Source organism: Micromonospora sp. ATCC 39149 (genome assembly GCF_000158815.1).
In the GTDB taxonomy this organism is placed as follows: Bacteria; Actinomycetota; Actinomycetes; order Mycobacteriales; family Micromonosporaceae; genus Micromonospora.
Map to the genome: position 1 here is coordinate 671,868 of NZ_GG657738.1, position 16,532 is coordinate 688,399.

Here is a 16,532-nt window from a genome sequence, read left to right on the forward strand (position 1 = left end):
GACCTGCCAGCGCATCGCCCGGGTGGGGGTCTCCCCCGTCACCACCAGGGCCCGCCGGGCCCGGCCGGCGAGGATCGCCGAGCGGGCCAGGTCGATGCCGTTGAGGAAGCTGTTGCAGGCGTTGGTGACGTCGAGGGCGTGGGCGTGGCTGCCGAGTTCGGCCTGCACGATGTGGGCGGTGGCGGGCTCGGCGACGTCCCGGGTGGCGGAGGCGAACAGCAGCAGGTCCACCTCCTCGGGCTCCCGGCCGGCGGCGGCGAGCGCCTGCCGGGCGGCGCGCAGGGCCAGGGTGGAGGCGTACTCGCCGTCGCCGGCCAGCCGGCGGGAGGAGATCCCGGTCATCCGCGCGAGCAGGCCGTCCGGCAGGGTCAGCCCGCTGGCCTCGGCGAGCCGGCGCTGCACCTCGCCGGTCGGGACTGCCTGCTCGGGGAGGCTGGCCCCGACGGCGGTGATGCCCACCCTCCCCCGGGCCGGGCTCAGTGGTGGTGTGGGGTCGACCATTCGTTGAGCTTGCCCAACGCGCCTGCCGCGTGGATGAGTAGGGGGGCTCATGTTCGCCCCGGCGGCGGTGCGCCGCGCGCTCGCGGGCGCCCCGGGCGCCGGCCGGTCCGCTCGGGCCGACGCCCAAATATGGCGAGGATCACACGCCGCGCGGCGGCTCGACGGCGTTGTCGAGCCGCCACGCGGTGCACCGGGCCGGTCCGCTATCCGCGGAAGGGACCGGTGATCGCGAACGTCGTCCCGGGGGCGTAGCAGTTGACGAACATCGTGCGCCGGTCGTCGGCGAAGCAGGCACCGGCGAACTCGCCGTACAACGGCGCGGACTCGGTGCCGAGGTTCTGCCGGTTGCGGGCGAACAGGTACGGCTCGCCGTCGACCGTCGTGCCCATCAGGTAGCTGTCCCCGTCGCCGTCCTGGCAGAGCATCAGGCCACCGGCCGGGGTCATGCAGATGTTGTCCGGGGTCTTGAACAGCTCAGCCCCCGGGCCGGTGCTGCGGAACACGACGACCAGGGTCAGCTCGTTGGTGGCCGGCACGTACCGCCACACCTGGCCCTGGTGGTCGGCCTGGGAGCCGTGCCCGCGCACCGCGAAGGAGGAAACGAAGTAGGCCGCCCCGTCGGTGCCCCACCAGGCGCCCTCCAGCTTCTGGGCGTGCGTCACGCCGCCGGGGCCGTAGTCCTGCAACCGCACGGGAACGCTCGTCGCCAGCGGGTCCGGCACGTCGAGCCACTCGACGCCGCCGAGGACGGTGCCGGGCTCCTGTACGGTCGACAGGTCAGACACGGCGGGCACCCGCATGACCTGGAGCCGCCCGCCGGCCCGCAGGCTGCCGTGACCGGCGAGCGGCTTGCGGGGCAGGAACCGGTAGAAGCAGCCGAACTTCTCCCCGTAGGCGTCCTCGGTCTCGTACACCACGCCGGTGCGGGGGTCGACGCAGATGGCCTCGTGCGCGAAGCGGCCCATGGCGGTGAGCGGGGTCGGATCCACGTTGCGGGCGGTGGCCCACGGGTCGACCTCGAAGATCCAGCCGTGGTCCTTCTCGTGGCCGCCCTCGCCCCGGCGGATCTCCGCCTCCTCGCAGGTCAGCCAGGTCCGCCAGGGGGTCACCCCGCCCGCACAGTTGGTCGAGGTGCCGCCCAGGCTGATCCGCTCGTCGACCCCGCGCGGCCCGACGACCAGCGTCGTGGTCCCGCCGACGGCGACGGGGTCGTAGGTCAGCTCCGGGGGCGCGACCACAGGCACGGCGGCACCCACCCGGTTCTCGTGATTGCGGACGAGCCGGACCTCCGGTCCCACTCCCGCGAATGCGGCCATCCCGTCGAAACTGCTGGGCACCACGCCACCGGACCCGGAACGGCCCTCCCGGGAAAGGACCCGGTAACGGAATCCGCGGGGCAGGTCCAACAGCCCGGCCGGGTCCGGCACGAGCTCGCCGTAACCGCCCCCGCGGCCCGCCAGGGCGGGCGCTGCCGTGAAGAGTGCGTCAATTGCGCCCGAGAGCGCGACCCCCACACTCATGACTCCTGTTTGCGCCAGGAAACGCCGCCGATCGAGACCCAAGACAGCTCCTTAGTACGAGAGGGCGAGCAATCGTAACCTTTCAATGCCGAGACTGTCGTTCCGAGTTAGTTGCACATCTTCCGTGTCGATGCCCCCGTCTGTTTCCGCGCCCCCTGTTCCGGCGGGGACGGCCGCCGGCCGTTGCGCGCTGCTACCGTGCGACCGTCCGCGGGCCCACAGCCGACGGGTCCGTCGCACGTGGAGGATCGGGGCCGGGATGCCGCTGCGCGTCGTCACGTTCAACATCTGGGGCACCGGGACGCCGCACCGCTACTGGCACGACCGGGCCGTGCTGCGCGGGGCCCGGGCGGGCAGCCCGGCCCTCGGGGAGGCCGACGAGCGCCGGGTGTGGCGGCGTCGGGCCGCGCTGTTGACCCGCGCGCTGGCCGACGCCGACGCCGACCTGGTCGCCCTCCAGGAGGTGCCCGCGCGGGCCGCAGCGGGGGCCGGACGGGCGCGGGAGCTGGCCGACGGGCTGCGCGGGCGGTACGACGTGGCGCACTCCGGGCCCGGTCCCACGCCCGGCCTGGCGGTGCTGAGCCGGGCCCCGATCCGGGCGCGGAGGGCCTTCCCCGTGCCCGGCTTCGGTGGCTTCGGTGGCCACCCGACGGTGCTGGAGGTCTCGACGTGCGCCGTCACGGTGTGGGTGGCTCACCTGCCGGTCGGGCCCGACGAGGTGAAGGAGGCGTGCCTGCGGGGCCTGGAGGCGGCCGCCGTGGCGGCCCCGCGCGAGCGCCCGCTGCTGGTCTGCGGCGACCTGAACTGCCCGGCGGACGGCCCCCTGATGGGTCGGCTGCGCGACCGGGGTGTGCTCGTCGACGCGTGGGCGTCCGCCGGCGGTTCCCCGGCCGCCCTGACCATGCCCGTGCCGGTGCCGACCTGGCGGCTCGACCACGTCCTGTACCGCGCCGGCGACCCGGTCCGCGCGGCAACCCGTCCCGCGCTGCTGGGCACCGCCTGCGACGACAGCGGCCAGTACCCGTCGGATCATTTCGGCGTCGCGCTGACACTCGACATCGAGGCGCCGGCCCCGGGAGGGAGCAACCCGGCCTCGCATTGACCGACGACAAAGCAATGAGGTCCCCGACACGCGTGGCGGAAACGGTGTCAGGGGTCGCCCACGATCGGGAACGCTGGTACGTTGACCGCGATCCACGGGATGCACGATCGCGACACCGCCTGCCGGAAGGAGAAGGAGTTGTCCCACGGTGCCGTGTCCGTAGCCGTCATGACGCACCCGTCCCGGCGACACCTCGCGGAGGACCTCGCTCGACGGCTGGCTCCCTACCCGGTCGAGATCGTCCTCGACCCCGAACCCGACGGCCCGCCACGGACGCTGCGCACCGCCCGCGCGGCATGGGCCGCCGTCGAACCCGGCTGCACCCACCACCTCGTGTTGCAGGACGACGCGGTGGTGCCCCCCGGTTTCCTGGACCACGCCTTCCGGGCCGTCGAGGCCCGGCCGGACGCCGGGGTCGCCATGCACAGCGACTGGGGCTCGCGCAACGGCGCCGCCGTCCGGATGGCCGCGCTGCTGGGCGCGCGCTGGGTCCGCGCCGTCTGCGACTACGTCCCGACCATCGCGCTGGCCCTGCCGGCCACGGCGGCCAAGGGTCTCGTCGACTACATCGCCGGGCTGGACCCGGACGAGGCCGACGACGTCGCCGTCGCCCACTTCGCGCGGGAGTCCGGGCTGCCGGTCTACCTCACGGTGCCGAACCTGGCGGCACACCACGACGTGCCGAGCGTGGTCGGCAACAACGACCGGGGCCGCCGCGAGGCCTCCTGCTACGTGGGCCCGCCGCCGCCGGGCTGGTCGCCCGACCCGGCGCGCACCCTCGACGGCTTCGACTGCCTGCCGTACTACAAGCACGGCGAGTCGCGCGTGGTGGTGGAGAACGACCGCGCCACCAACGACTGGAGCCCGGTGCCGCTGGAGGCCGCCGTCGACCGGTTCGGCGTCGACGTGCCGGCGCTGCGCGAGCGGTACCGGCGCGACCTGGCCGAACCGCAGCCCTGGCTGGTCGACCTCGCCGCCCGCGCACCGCAGGACCAGATCTGGGCGCTGTGGGTGACGGCGTGCCTGATGGGCCTGGCCCGAACGCGGGTGGAGCCGTTCCGGTCGCTGTGGGACTCGTGGGGTCGGCCGGTCGAGCCGGCGCTGCGCGAGCGGGTCCTGGCCACGCTCGCCCTCGGCGGGATGTTTCCCCGGGTGACGCACCCCGAGGTGGCGCGGCTCGGCGCGGCGCCGGCGCGGCTGGCCGCGCTCGGGTTGGCGGCCGGCGACGCCTGGGGGCGCGACTGACCGCCGGGGCCGCCCGCGCCCCTTCCGTCCGCCAGATCGGAGCACAGCGCCATGGCCTCCACGTCCGCACTGGTCGAGGCCACCGGCCTCGTCAAGGAGTTCCGCCGCCCCCGTAAGGCCCCGGGCCTGGCCGGCGCGCTCAAGCACCTGGTCACCCGGCGCTTCGACGTCCACCGCGCCGTCGCCGGGATCGATCTGCGCATCGACGAGGGCGAGTCCGTGGCGTACGTCGGTCCCAACGGGGCGGGCAAGTCCACGACCGTGAAGCTGCTGACGGGCATCCTCGTCCCCACCGCGGGCGAGGTGCGCGTCGCTGGCGTCGTGCCGCACCGGGACCGGGTCGCCAACGCGCGCAACGTCGGCGTGGTCTTCGGCCAGCGCACGCAACTGTGGTGGGACCTGCCGGTCCACGAGACGTTCGAGCTGCTGCGCGACATGTACCGCATCCCGGCGGCCGACTACCGCCGGTCCATGGACCGGCTCTGCGAGGTGCTGGAGATCGGCCCGCTGCTGCCGGTGCTGGCGCGCAAGCTGTCGCTCGGGCAGCGGATGCGGGCCGACCTCGCCGCCGCGCTGCTGCACGAGCCCCGCATCGTCTACCTCGACGAGCCGACCATCGGGCTGGACGTCTCGGTCAAGGACCGGGTGCGCGCCTTCCTGCGGCAACTCGTCGACGACGGCACGACCGTCCTGCTGACCACCCACGACGTGGGCGACATCGAGGAGGTGTGCCGGCGGATCGTCGTCGTCGACGAGGGGCGGATCCGGCACGACGGCCCGGTGGGCGTCCTGCGGGACACCCTGGCCAGCAACTCGACCGTACGCTTCCAGCTTGCCGCGCCCGCGCCGCTGCACCTGATCCGCGAGCGCCTGCCCGACGCCGAGGTGACCACCGGGGCCAGCGAGCGCGACCTGGTGGTCCGCTTCGACCGGACGCTGCGCCCGGCGGGCGCGGTCGCGGCGACCGTGATGGGGCTGGTCGAGGTGCGTGACCTGCGCATCGACGACGAGGGAGTCGCCGACCTCATCCGCAGGTTGCACGACCGGGACTCCCCCGCGGCCCTGAACGGCGCCGGCTGATGGGGCCGTACCGGGCCATGGCGCGGATCGCCTGGCGAAACGCCCTGGCCTACCGGGTGCCGTTCCTGATGAGCCTGTCGATGATGGTGTTCAACCTGGTGGCGATGTTCGCCCTGTGGCAGGCGCTGCTGGGCGACGGCAACTCGCTGGCCGGCTTCACCTGGCCGCAGATGAAGGCGTACCTGTTGGTCTCGTTCTTCACCAACTGCCTGGTCTCGACGTTCACCGACTTCGCGATGGCCTCCCGGATCCGCAGCGGGGCCGTGGCCGTCGACCTGGTCAAGCCGGTGGACTACCAGAAGAGCCGGCTCGCGGAGGCGCTGGGCTTCGCGCTGCTGGAGGCGGCGGCCGCGGCGACGGTGTGCGCCGTCGTCCTGGTGGCCTTCGGCGGAGTGCCGCTGCCGTCGCCGGGACGCCTCGCGCTGTTCGTCGCGAGCCTCGCCGCCGTCGTGCCGCTGAAGTTCCTCATCGCCTACATGTGCGGCCTGCTCTGCTTCTGGACGCAGAACTACCTGGGCATCAGCCTGGCCCGGGGGGCGGTTTCCGGGATCCTGTCCGGGGCCACGGTGCCGCTGGCGTTCTTCCCGGCGTGGCTGCGCCAGGTCGCCGAGGTGCTGCCGTTCCAGGCCGTGACCAACACCCCCGCGATGCTGTTCCTGGGCCGTAACCCCGGGCTGCCCGGCGCGCTGGCGGTGGCGGTGCAACTACTGTGGATCGTCGCGCTGTGGTGGCTCGCCCGGCGGCTGTGGCACGTCGCGGTCCGCCGGCTCACCGTGCACGGGGGCTGACGACATGCACACCCTGCGCGTCTACCGGCGCAGCCTCGGCGCGCACCTGCGGGCCACGCTGGAGTACCAGGCCGACTTCTGGATCCTGGTGGTCGCCGCCGTGCTGACCCAGGGCGCCGGCCTCCTGCTCATCGCGACGATCTTCGCCCGGGTCCCCCGCATCCACGGCTGGGGGGTGTGGGAGGTCGTGCTCATCTTCGGGATGATGGTGCTCGCTCAGGGGACCAGCGAACTGCTCGCGGAGGGCACCTGGGGGCTGGCGGGGCTGATCAACCGCGGAGAGCTGGACCGGATGCTGCTGCGCCCGTATCCGTGCCTGTTGCAGGTGTGCAGCAGCCGGGTGGGCATGAACGCGTTCGGCAACCTGACCGTCGGCGGCGGCCTGCTCGTCTCCGCGCTGGCGCACCTGGACGTGGCGTGGACGCCGGGGCGGGTGGCGCTCGCGGCGGTGCTGCTGCCGAGCGCCCTGCTGATCAAGGTGTCGCTGACCGTGGTGGCGAACTCCACCTCGTTCTGGCTGCGGGGCGCGATCAACACCTTCGCCGGCGGCCTGGACCAGCTCGGCGAGCTGACGAAGTACCCGCTGAGCATCTACTCGGTGGGGTTGCAGGCCGTGCTGGCGACCGCCCTGCCGTTCGCGTTCATCGGCTTCTTCCCGGTGTCGGTGTTCCTCCAGCACGGGCGGCTGGCCTGGGTCGGCCTGCTGACGCCCTTGGTGGCGGCCTGGTGCGTGTTCCTCGCGGTCACCGTGTTCAGCCGGGGCCTGCGCCGCTACGAGAGCGCCGGGAACTGAGCAGCGTCAGCGGACCGGGGCCCGGGGCCGTCGAGCGCGTCGAGGGTGAGGGTCGCCTCGCCCGCCCTCGCGCGGATCGACGCGACGGTCTCGTCGACCGACAGGTCACCGTTGTCCAGCCAGAGGCCGACGCCGGTGAGCTCGCCGGCCATCTCCTCGGCCAGGTGCAGCCAGCCGTGCAGGACCGTCTTGTGTGGGCGGCGCTCGTCCCGCAGCGCCGCGACGGCCAGGTCGGGCCGAAGCATCACGAACCCCAGCGGCGCGGGATGCAGCAGTTCCAGGTAGTGACGCAGCCGCTGCCGGGACGTGACCACGTAGTCGAGGGCGACCAGGTAGTCGGCGGCGAGGAACGAGCGGGCCAACAGGCACTGGTTGCGAACGTTGAGCAGGATCTGCCGCTCCGCCTCCTCGTCGTACTCCGGCTGCGGCGGCCGGCTGCCGGCGACGATGAGCCGTTGCAGGGCGTCGCCCTCGACGTGCACGCCCCGGGCCGCCGACCGGGCCAGCGCGCGGGCGGTGGTGGACTTGCCGGCCCCCGGTACCCCGGTGATCATCCAGACCCGGGGCCCGGCCTCAGCCCCCCACACCGGCCATGACCTCCGCGCGCACGTCGCGCAGCAGCCGCAGGGCGCGCGCCAGGTCGTCCGGGGCGGCGGACAGGGCGCCGAGCGCCGCCTCGACGCCGTCACGGAACCCGGCGGGGGTGGTCGGGAAGCCGGCCGCCTCCGCCACCGCGCCCTTCTCGTTGAGCAGGTAACGGCCGGCGGCGGCGAAGAGCACCTGGGTGAGGCAGGCGACCGCCCGGTAGGCGCAGCCGGTGACGTACGCGACGTCGCCGCGGCCGGCGGCGGTGGCCGCCGTGTCGAGGGCGAACTGCGACTCCCAGCCGAACTGCCCGACGAGCGCCCTCGCCAGCGGCTCGGGGTAGGGGGCGGTGAGCGACCGCAGCTCGGCGAGGACGCCCTGCGGGTCGTGGAAGGCGACGTTGTGGTGCAGTTCCCCGGCATAGATGACGGTGCAGAACCCGTGCGGGTGGCCGGGCTGGTAATGGATCTCGGGTCGCCCGGCGGCGCACGCCTGCACGACGGCGCGGACGCGGTCGACCTCTCGCAGCAGGACGTCGGTCTTCACCCCGTCGACGACGAGCCAACCGCCGCCGTTGATCCACGGCCCCCACTCGCCGTAGTCGGTGCAGCCGGCCTCGCCGCCGTCGTCGATGCGGGCGAAGGCCGCGCTCAGCTCCCGGACGGCGGGCCGGCCCTCGCGGTGGTAGTAGACGCCGACGTCCACGTCGGACTTCCGGTCGGCGGTGCCCCGCGCCCGGGATCCGCCGAGGGCGAGGCCCGCGATGCCGGGCACCCCCGAGAGGGCGTCGCGGATCTTGTCGAGGATCGCGTCCTGTTCGGCGTCACCCACGGGCCCGTCACCCTTTCTCTACCGGTGCCGCGGGGCGCGGTGGCCGGCTGTCGCAACGACCGGACTTCGCCAGCGGAACATGCGAACTGTGACGTCACCGGCCGCGTGCCAAGGTAGCACATCGGGGATGACGGCGACCGCCCCTCCAGGGCCGGCAATAGGGGCTTCCGGCCGTTCTCGGTGTGCCGCATAAGGGCATGGCATCGACACTGGGAAATCAATTCTGGACCGGTCGAAGACATTGACGTACGCTGCGGTCTGGTGACACGGTGACGTCGCCATCGCATGGGGCGCGCGCCATGGGCGGGCCACGACTGAACCACGAACCATTGCGGGGACTCTCATGATTCGGCCTTTGCCGTGACGGATGCGCAACGCCGAGCGCTCGCCGACAAACTACGCCGCTGCCAGGCGTCGGCCGGGCGGCCGATCCGGTCCTTCCTGCGCCGGCCGTACCCCACCGCGTTCCCGTCCACGGCACGGCTGCGGCGCTGGCGGCACCGCAACCACGCCAGGCTCGCCCACGGCCGGACGTTCTGGGGCGACCGGCTGCGGGTCCGGCTGCCCGACGAGATCTCGATCGCGATCCGCCGGCACGGCTTCATCGAGTACGAACTGAGCGCCTTCCTGCTGCGTCACCTGCGCGACGGCATGACGTTCCTCGACGTCGGCGCCCACCTCGGCTACTTCACGGTGCTGGCGTCCCGCTGCGTCGGCCCGGCCGGCCGCGTCGTGTCGTTCGAGCCCACGCCCGCGACGTATGAGCTGCTGGCGCAGAACGTGGCCGCCCTCGGCAACGTCACGGCGGTGCCGGCGGCGGTCTGGTCGTCACCGGGGACGCTCTCGCTCACCGACCACGGCGTCGGCTACAGCCCGTACAACTCGGCGTACCGGTCCCGGCTGCCGGCGGCGGTCCGGCAGCGCGTGGCCACGACCGTGCACGAGGTCACCGCAGTCACCCTCGAGGAGTTCGTCGCCGCGCGGGCCCTCACGCCCGACGTGATCAAGGTGGACGCCGAGAGCGCCGAGCGGAACGTCCTGGAGGGCATGGGCCGCCTGCTGGGCACCGTACGTCCGATGGTCTCGCTGGAGGTCGGCGACCTCGACGTGCCCGGCGCGCCCCGCAGCGCGGAACTCGTCGAGTTCATGGCCGGTCACGACTACCGGGCCTACGAGCTGTCCGGCGGAATACCGCGGCCACATCGACCCAGGTCATCGTATGAATACGACAACCTCGTCTTCGTCGCCGCCGAGAAGGGACACCTGTTCCATGTATGACGTCGTCGTGCGCTCCGGCACGGTCGTGGACGGCAGCGGGGACGCCGCCCGGACCGGTGACGTCGCCATTTCCGACGGTCGGATCGTGGCGGTCGGCAGGGTTTCCGGCCGGGGGAAGCGCGAGATCGACGCGGACGGGTGCATCGTCACTCCCGGATTCGTCGACATCCATACGCACTTCGACGGTCAGGTTACCTGGGATCCGTTGTTGACCCCGTCCTGCTGGCACGGCGTCACCACGGTGGTCATGGGCAACTGCGGCGTCGGTTTCGCCCCCGTGACCGAGCCGAACCGGGAATGGCTGATCGGCCTGATGGAGGGCGTCGAGGACATTCCAGGCGCGTCGCTGTCCGAGGGCATCCGGTGGGCGTGGGAGAGCTTCCCCGAATACCTGGAGGCGGTTGCCGGCCTGTCCCGGGTGATGGACGTCGGCGCCCAGGTGCCGCACGGCGCCGTCCGGGCGTACGTCATGGGCGAGCGGGGCGCCGCCAACGAGCCGGCCACGCCGGATGACATCGCCGCGATGGCGGCCATCGTCCGGGAGGCGATGCACGCCGGCGCGCTCGGGTTCTCCACCTCCCGGACGACCACCCACCTGGCGATCAGCGGAGAGCCGGTGCCCGGCACGTTCGCGGCCGAGGACGAGCTGTTCGCCCTCGGCGGGGTGCTCGGCGAACTCGGCACCGGAGTGTTCCAACTGGTGCCCGCCGGCGCCGGCGGCGAGCCGATGGAGGACCAGTTCCGCGAGGTCAAGTGGATGCGGCGGCTCTCGGCACAGGTCGGCCGGCCGATCACCTTCGGACTGTTCCAGAACGACCACGAGCCGCACCTGTGGCGGGAGATCGTCGCCATGGCACGCCGGGCCAACGAGGAGGAGGGCGCGCGGCTGTACCCGCAGATCGCCGGGCGGCCGTTCAGCGTCATCGTGAGCCTGGAGAGCACCCACCCGTTCAAGCGCCGCCCGACGTACCAGGAGCTGGCGCACCTGCCGCTGGCCGAGCGGGTGCGCCGGCTGCGGGACCCCGAGATCCGGCGGCGAATCCTGACCGAGGATCCCGCCACGGTGAACCCCCGGGCGTACCTGTTCCCGGAGGACTACGAGAAGTACTTCCCGTTCGGCCGGCAGCCCAACTACGAGCCCGGCCGGGAGGACAGCGTCGCCGCCCTCGCCGCCCGCGCGGGCCGCGACTGCGAGGAGGTCATGTACGACCTGCTCGTGGCCGGCGACGGCACCCAGACCTTCCTGCGCCCGCTGCTCGGCTACAGCGAGTTCAGCCTCGACCCGATCCACCAGATGCTCCTGGAACCGCACTGCGTGGTCGGGCTCAGCGACGCTGGCGCGCACTGCCGGCTGATCTGCGACGCGAGCACCCCGACCTCGCAACTGACCCACTGGGCCCGGGACCGCTCGCGTGGCGAACGGCTCGGGCTGGAGTTCGTCGTGCACAAGCAGACCTGGCAGACGGCCGCCCTGTACGGGCTGCGGGACCGAGGGCTGCTGCGGCCCGGGTTCAAGGCCGACGTCAACGTCATCGACTTCGACAACCTCGCGCTGCGGCCGCCGCAGTTCGTGCACGACCTGCCGGCCGGCGGTGGCCGGCTGATCCAGCGGGCCGACGGGTACCGCGCCACGCTGGTATCCGGCGAGGTGACGTTCGTCGACGGCGAGCACACCGGCGCGTGTCCCGGCCGGCTCGTCCGGGGCGCCCGCGACACCGTCGGGGCGCGGCCGTGAGCCGCGCGCGCCGGCTGCGGGTGGGGCTCGTCGGGTGCGGCCAGATCGGCCGCATGTACGCCGAGCACCTGGCGGCCTCCGGCGACGTGGCGCTGTCCTGCCACGACGTGCACGCCGACCAGGCGGCGACGCTGGCGGCGCGGGTCGACGGCGAGGCGTGCGACGACGTCGAGCGGCTCCTCGACGGCGCGGACGCGGTGGTCGTCACCTCCTCCACGGAGAGCCACGACGCGCTGGTCACGCTGGCGCTGAAACGCAATCTGCCCACGTTCTGCGAGAAACCCCTGACGCTGGACCTGCACCGGACCAGGGAGTTGGGCCACGCCGCCGACAGCAGCGGCACCCAGCTGTGGATCGGCTTCCAACGCCACTTCGACGCCGGGTTCAGCGCGCTGCGCGACCGGATCGCCGGCGGCGACCTCGGCACCGTCTACACGGTGCGGATGTTCTCCCACGACGCCTCCTGGCCGCCGCTGGACCGCCTCGCCGCCTCCGGCAGCATCTTCCGGGACCTGATGCTGCACGACTTCGACATGGTGCGGTGGCTCACCGGCCGGGAGGTCACCGGGGTCGCCGCGATCGGGGACGTGCTGGCCGTGCCCGAGCTAGCCGGGCTGCACGACTACGACGCGGTGGCGGCGACGCTGGGCGTCGACGGCGGCGGGGTCGCCGTGCTCACCGCGGGGCGGCACAGCCCGCTCGGCTACGACGTCCGCATCGAGGTGCTCGGCTCGCGGGACTGCCTGACCGTGGGCCTCGACGAGCGGACCCCGATGCGGCAGGTCACCGAGCACGGGCCCGATAGGCGCCCCCGCCACCGCGACTACCGCGACCGGTTCGCCGCGGCGTACCGCGCCCAGATCGACGGCTTCCTCGCTGCGGCGCGCGGTGGCGAGCCCGACCGCCGGGCGGGCACCTGGCGCGACTCGTACGCGGCGCTGGCGCTCGCCATGGCGGCGGAGCGGTCCGTGCGCACCCACACCTTCGTGCCGCCGGTCGAGGCGACGCCGTAGCGGGCGGCCCGCCGGGCGCCCGGCCCCCGGGGCCGTCCGGCCCGCACGCCGACGTACCGACCCGCCGCCGGGGCGCACCGGCCCCGACGGCGTACCGACACGTGACCTGAAGGGGTTGCTATGACCAGACGCGCACTCGTCACCGGAGCCGGCGGCTTCATCGGCGGCCACCTGGTGACGTACCTGCGGAGCCAGGGCTGGTGGGTCCGCGGCGCCGACCTGCGGCTGCCGGAGTTCCGCGCCACGGAGGCCGACGACTTTGTCGTCGGGGACCTGCGGGACCCGCAGGTCTGCCGACGGGCGTGCGAGGGCGTCACCGAGGTGTACGCCCTCGCGGCCGACATGGGCGGGATGGGTTTCATCTCGAAGGACCCGGCGACGATCCTGCGCAACAACGCCCTGATCAACCTGCACACCATCGAGGCGGCCCGGCTGGCCGGCGCGCGGCGGTACTTCCTCGCCTCCTCCGCCTGCATCTACCCCGAGTACGCGCAGACGACGCCGGACCTTCGGCCGCTGCGCGAGGACGACGCCTTCCCCGCCGGCCCGCAGGACTCCTACGGCTGGGAGAAGCTGATGGCGGAGCGGCTCTGCGTCTACTACGCCGAGCAGTACGGCCTGGCCGTCCGGATCGCCCGCTACCACAACGTGTACGGCCCGTACGGCACCTACGACGGGGGGCGGGAGAAGGCCCCCGCCGCGCTGTGCCGCAAGGTCGCCGAGGCACCCCCCGGCGGCGAGGTGGAGATCTGGGGCGACGGCCGGCAGACCCGGTCGTTCTGCTACGTCGACGACTGCCTGGAGGGCACGTACCGGCTGATGCGCAGCGACCACGGCGAGCCGGTGAACATCGGCTCGGACCGCCTCGTGACCATCGACGAGCTGGCCGCTCTGGTGATGGCGGCGGCCGGCCGCGACGACCTGCGCCTGCGCCACGTGAGCGGCCCGCAGGGGGTACGCGGGCGCAACTCCGACAACACGCGGGTGCGCCAGGTGCTTGGCTGGGCGCCCGGCATCCCCCTGGAGCAGGGCCTCGCCGTCACGTACCGGTGGATCGCCGAGCAGGTGGCGGCCAGACGGGACGCCACGGCGCAAGCGGCGCCGGCATGACGCCCCCCTCCGGCTTCGTCCTGTTCGACCTCGACGGCACGCTCATCCGGCCCGGAGCACCGTTGCAGCGCGTCCACATGTCCACCATGGCCGCCGCCATCGCCGACGTCTGCGGCACCGCCGAGGAGTTCCGCTACGAGGGCGGTCAGCTCTGGTATGCCGGCATCGACCTGGCGGGCTTCACCGACGCCGGGACGGTGCACGCCGCGCTGCGCCACCACGGCGTCCCCGCCGTGCGGCTCCCCCAGCTCACCCGGCAGGTCATGGACGCCCTCGCCGAGCGCATCGGGCGGCGTCCGGCCGCCGGGGGCGAGAGCGCCGACGACCTGCTCCCCGGCTGCCGGGGGCTGCTGGAGGCGCTGCGCGGCCACGGCTGCCCGCTGGGCATGAGCACGGGCAACGCCCGCGCGGTGGCCCGGTGGAAGATGCGGCGCACCGGCCTGGCGGACCTGCTGCACGACGGCGGCTTCGGCGACGCCGCCCGCGACCGCGACGACGTCGTGGCCGCCGGGGTGGCCGCGCTGGGCGGCGGCGGGCCCGGTGTGGTGGTCGGCGACACCGCCAAGGACGTCACGGCGGCGCACGCATCGGGCCTGCGCTGCCTCGCGGTCACCACCGGGGCCACCCCGCCGGACGAGCTGGCCGCGGCGGGCGCGGACGCGGTCGTGGCGGACCTGACCGGCGCCGCCGCCCTCGACGCGGTGCTCCGGCTGCTCGCCGGGCCGTCCCACCCCGGCCCGGGGGTTCCCCCGGCGCGGCGGCCCCCGGTCATCGCCGCCTGACCAGTCTCCCCGTCCACGGAAGGTTGCCCGTATGAGTGAGCCACTGCCCCGCGTCGACGTCGTGATGACGACCATCGGCGACGGCGAGGCGTTCCTGTCGGCGTACCGGACGCTGCTGGGCGCGGCCGACGCGTACCGGCGGGTGCGGATCGTCGTCATTCCCGACCGCAAGACGCCCGCCGCCCTGTTCGACGCCGTCGAGCGGGCCCGGCGCGACGGCCTGCACGTCGTCTGCCCGACCGTCGCCGAGCAGGACGCCCTGCTGGCCGGCCTGGGTGCCCCCACACTGATCCCCTACGACTCCGACAACCGGCGCAACGTCGGGTACCTGCTGTCCTGGCAGTCCGACGCCGACTTCCTCATCTCGGTCGACGACGACAACTTCCCGATCGACGGCGACTTCCTCACCGCCCACGCGGTCGTGGCCGCCGGCCCCCGGCCGGCGCGGGTCGTCACCGCCGAGTCCGGCTGGTGGAACCCGTGCGGCCAGCTCACCGTCGCGCCGATGCCGGTGTACCCGCGCGGCTTCCCGTACGCGCACCGGTCCCCCACACCGACCTCGGAGCGCACCGAGACCGTCGACGTACGGATCAACGCCGGGCTGTGGCTGGGCGACCCCGACGTCGACGCGATCACCCGCATCGCCGTGCGGCCCGAGGTTACCGCCATGCCCGCGCCGGCCCTGGTCTGCGACACCGGAACCTGGGCACCCGTGAACTCGCAGAACACCGCCGTGCACCGCGACGCCATCCCCGCCTACTACTTCCCGCGCATGGGCTACCGCCACCACGGCCAGGAGATCGACCGGTACGCCGACATCTTCAGCGGCTACTTCGTCCAGGCCTGCGCGAAGCGGCTCGGGCACGCGGTGCGGTTCGGCGACCCGCTGGCCCGGCACACCCGCAACGAGCACCTGCTGCTGCGGGACCTGCAACAGGAACTCACCGCGATCGCGATCCTGGAGGACGTGCTCGACTGGCTGCACGGCTGCAAGCTCGACGGCGACACCTACGCCGAGGCGTACGTGTCGCTGTCGTACCAGCTCCAGGACGCCGTCGAGGCGATGAGCGGTCGGGTGTGGACCCACGAGCTGCGCGGCTTCGTCCACCAGATGGCCCACCTGATGCGGCAGTGGGTCGGCGTGCTCCAGCGCTGCCACGGCGCCGGCGGAACGCCGGCATGACCCGGCGCACCGTCCTCGTCACGGGCGCGACCGGGGCCATCGGGCAGGCGGTGGCGCAGGCGCTGGCCGCCCCGGAGGTGTCGCTGGTACTGCACTACCACCGCGACGCCGCCACAGCCGAGCGCCTCGTGGCCGAACTGACGCCGGGCACGGCCGGCGTCACCACCGTACGGGCCGACGTCGGCACCGACGCGGGAGTCGCGGCGGTGCTGGCGGCGGCCCGCCGGGCCGGACCGGTGGACGTACTGGTCAGCAACGCGGCGGTGCTGCGGCCCGCCCCCGTGGCGCGGGTGCGCGCCGACGACTGGTCTGCCACCCTGGCGGTCAACCTGACCGCCGCGATGCTGCTCATCCGGGGCGTGCTGCCCGACATGACCGGCCGGGGCCACGGCCGGATCGTGGTCACCACATCGGTGGCCGGGCTGCGCGGCTGGCCGTTCCAGGCGGCGTACGCCAGCGCGAAGGCGGGGCTGGTGGGGCTGGTCAAGTCGGTGGCCCGGGAGACCGCCCGGTTCGGGGTCACGGCCAACGCCGTCGCCCCGGGCTTCGTGCCGTCGGCGATGAGCGCGCAGGGCGGCGACCCGGCCCGGGCGGCGATCCTGGCGCAGACGCCGATGGGCCGGGCCGGGACGCCCGCCGAGGTGGCCGCGGCCATCGCGTTCCTGGCCTCGCCCGGGGCCTCGTACGTCACCGGGCAGGTCCTGGCGGTCGACGGGGGGATGAGCGCGTGACGACGCCCCGGTACGCGCTGCTGTTCCCCGGCCAGGGTGCGCAGTTCCCCGGCATGGCCCAGCGCTTCCACGACGCCTCCCCCGCCGTGCGCGAGCTGTTCGACCTGGCGGAGTCCCGCACCAATCTGCCGCTACGCGAGATCTGCTTCCGCACCGAGCGCACCGACCAGGCGCGTACGGACTGGAACCAGCCGGCGGTGTTCCTCGCCGGCCTCGCCGGCTGGTACGCGCTGGTCGAACAGGCACAGCGGCGCG

Annotated in this window: 16 protein-coding genes and 1 pseudogene; 13 read left to right on the forward strand and 4 right to left on the reverse strand. The window is 73.6% G+C overall.

Annotated elements, in window-relative coordinates; all coding sequences use genetic code 11:
* On the reverse strand, positions 1-501 hold a 501-nt coding region (locus MCAG_RS02770), incomplete at its 3' end, for a 3-oxoacyl-ACP synthase III family protein (protein ID WP_369751295.1).
* 203 nt (positions 502-704) lie between these two features.
* Entirely contained in the window at positions 705-2,021 is a 1,317-nt protein-coding gene (locus MCAG_RS02775; RefSeq protein WP_050777833.1) for an alkaline phosphatase PhoX, read from the reverse strand.
* Positions 2,022-2,280: 259 nt separating this feature from the next.
* On the opposite strand from MCAG_RS02775, the gene MCAG_RS02780 reads away from it, so the two are divergent.
* The 5 genes from MCAG_RS02780 to MCAG_RS02800 all read left to right on the forward strand — a co-directional run bounded on the left by MCAG_RS02780 (position 2,281) and on the right by MCAG_RS02800 (position 7,029).
* On the forward strand, positions 2,281-3,123 hold the full coding sequence (locus MCAG_RS02780) for an endonuclease/exonuclease/phosphatase family protein (protein WP_036372058.1): 843 nt from the start codon (positions 2,281-2,283) through the stop codon (positions 3,121-3,123).
* A gap of 81 nt (positions 3,124-3,204) precedes the next feature.
* Positions 3,205-4,368, forward strand: coding sequence for a hypothetical protein (locus MCAG_RS29455; RefSeq protein ID WP_007071466.1), 1,164 nt, complete (start codon positions 3,205-3,207; stop codon positions 4,366-4,368).
* A gap of 51 nt (positions 4,369-4,419) precedes the next feature.
* Complete coding sequence (locus MCAG_RS02790; RefSeq protein WP_007071467.1) at positions 4,420-5,448, forward strand: ATP-binding cassette domain-containing protein; 1,029 nt, start codon at positions 4,420-4,422, stop codon at positions 5,446-5,448.
* Positions 5,448-6,236: an ABC-2 family transporter protein gene (locus MCAG_RS02795; RefSeq protein ID WP_007071468.1), complete on the forward strand. Its 789-nt coding sequence runs from the start codon at positions 5,448-5,450 to the stop codon at positions 6,234-6,236. The genes MCAG_RS02790 and MCAG_RS02795 overlap by 1 nt, the downstream gene beginning before the upstream one ends.
* Before the next feature lie 4 nt (positions 6,237-6,240).
* Positions 6,241-7,029: an ABC transporter permease gene (locus tag MCAG_RS02800; RefSeq protein ID WP_007071469.1), complete on the forward strand. Its 789-nt coding sequence runs from the start codon at positions 6,241-6,243 to the stop codon at positions 7,027-7,029.
* Here MCAG_RS02800 and MCAG_RS32040 read toward each other — a convergent pair.
* Together MCAG_RS32040 and MCAG_RS02810 are read right to left on the reverse strand one after the other, a co-directional pair.
* Positions 7,008-7,616, reverse strand: coding sequence for an AAA family ATPase (locus MCAG_RS32040; RefSeq protein ID WP_050777834.1), 609 nt, complete (start codon positions 7,614-7,616; stop codon positions 7,008-7,010). The two genes, MCAG_RS02800 and MCAG_RS32040, sit on opposite strands and share 22 nt — an antisense overlap.
* On the reverse strand, positions 7,603-8,445 hold the full coding sequence (locus MCAG_RS02810; protein ID WP_007071471.1) for a nucleotidyltransferase domain-containing protein: 843 nt from the start codon (positions 8,443-8,445) through the stop codon (positions 7,603-7,605). Before MCAG_RS02810 ends, MCAG_RS32040 begins: the two co-directional genes overlap by 14 nt.
* A gap of 360 nt (positions 8,446-8,805) precedes the next feature.
* Here MCAG_RS02810 and MCAG_RS02815 point away from each other — a divergent pair, with 360 nt between their 5' ends.
* The 8 genes and pseudogenes from MCAG_RS02815 to MCAG_RS33295 form a co-directional block, all read left to right on the forward strand.
* Positions 8,806-9,723: an FkbM family methyltransferase gene (locus MCAG_RS02815; protein ID WP_157547813.1), complete on the forward strand. Its 918-nt coding sequence runs from the start codon at positions 8,806-8,808 to the stop codon at positions 9,721-9,723.
* Positions 9,716-11,458 carry an amidohydrolase family protein gene (locus MCAG_RS02820; protein ID WP_007071473.1) on the forward strand — a complete coding sequence of 581 codons (1,743 nt, stop codon included), beginning with the start codon at positions 9,716-9,718 and terminating at the stop codon, positions 11,456-11,458. Before MCAG_RS02815 ends, MCAG_RS02820 begins: the two co-directional genes overlap by 8 nt.
* Entirely contained in the window at positions 11,455-12,471 is a 1,017-nt protein-coding gene (locus MCAG_RS02825; protein ID WP_050778144.1) for a Gfo/Idh/MocA family oxidoreductase, read from the forward strand. The genes MCAG_RS02820 and MCAG_RS02825 overlap by 4 nt, the downstream gene beginning before the upstream one ends.
* Before the next feature lie 120 nt (positions 12,472-12,591).
* A complete protein-coding gene (locus MCAG_RS02830) occupies positions 12,592-13,581 on the forward strand; it encodes an NAD-dependent epimerase/dehydratase family protein (protein ID WP_007071475.1) in 990 nt (329 codons plus the stop codon).
* Positions 13,578-14,363: an HAD family hydrolase gene (locus MCAG_RS29460; protein WP_007071476.1), complete on the forward strand. Its 786-nt coding sequence runs from the start codon at positions 13,578-13,580 to the stop codon at positions 14,361-14,363. Before MCAG_RS02830 ends, MCAG_RS29460 begins: the two co-directional genes overlap by 4 nt.
* 31 nt (positions 14,364-14,394) lie before the next feature.
* Entirely contained in the window at positions 14,395-15,546 is a 1,152-nt protein-coding gene (locus tag MCAG_RS02840; protein ID WP_007071477.1) for an Ata16 protein, read from the forward strand.
* On the forward strand, positions 15,543-16,277 hold the full coding sequence (locus tag MCAG_RS02845) for an SDR family NAD(P)-dependent oxidoreductase (RefSeq protein ID WP_036372059.1): 735 nt from the start codon (positions 15,543-15,545) through the stop codon (positions 16,275-16,277). The genes MCAG_RS02840 and MCAG_RS02845 overlap by 4 nt, the downstream gene beginning before the upstream one ends.
* A pseudogene (locus MCAG_RS33295) lies at positions 16,274-16,532 on the forward strand (hypothetical protein); the annotation flags it as partial. The gene MCAG_RS02845 and the pseudogene MCAG_RS33295, both read left to right, overlap by 4 nt.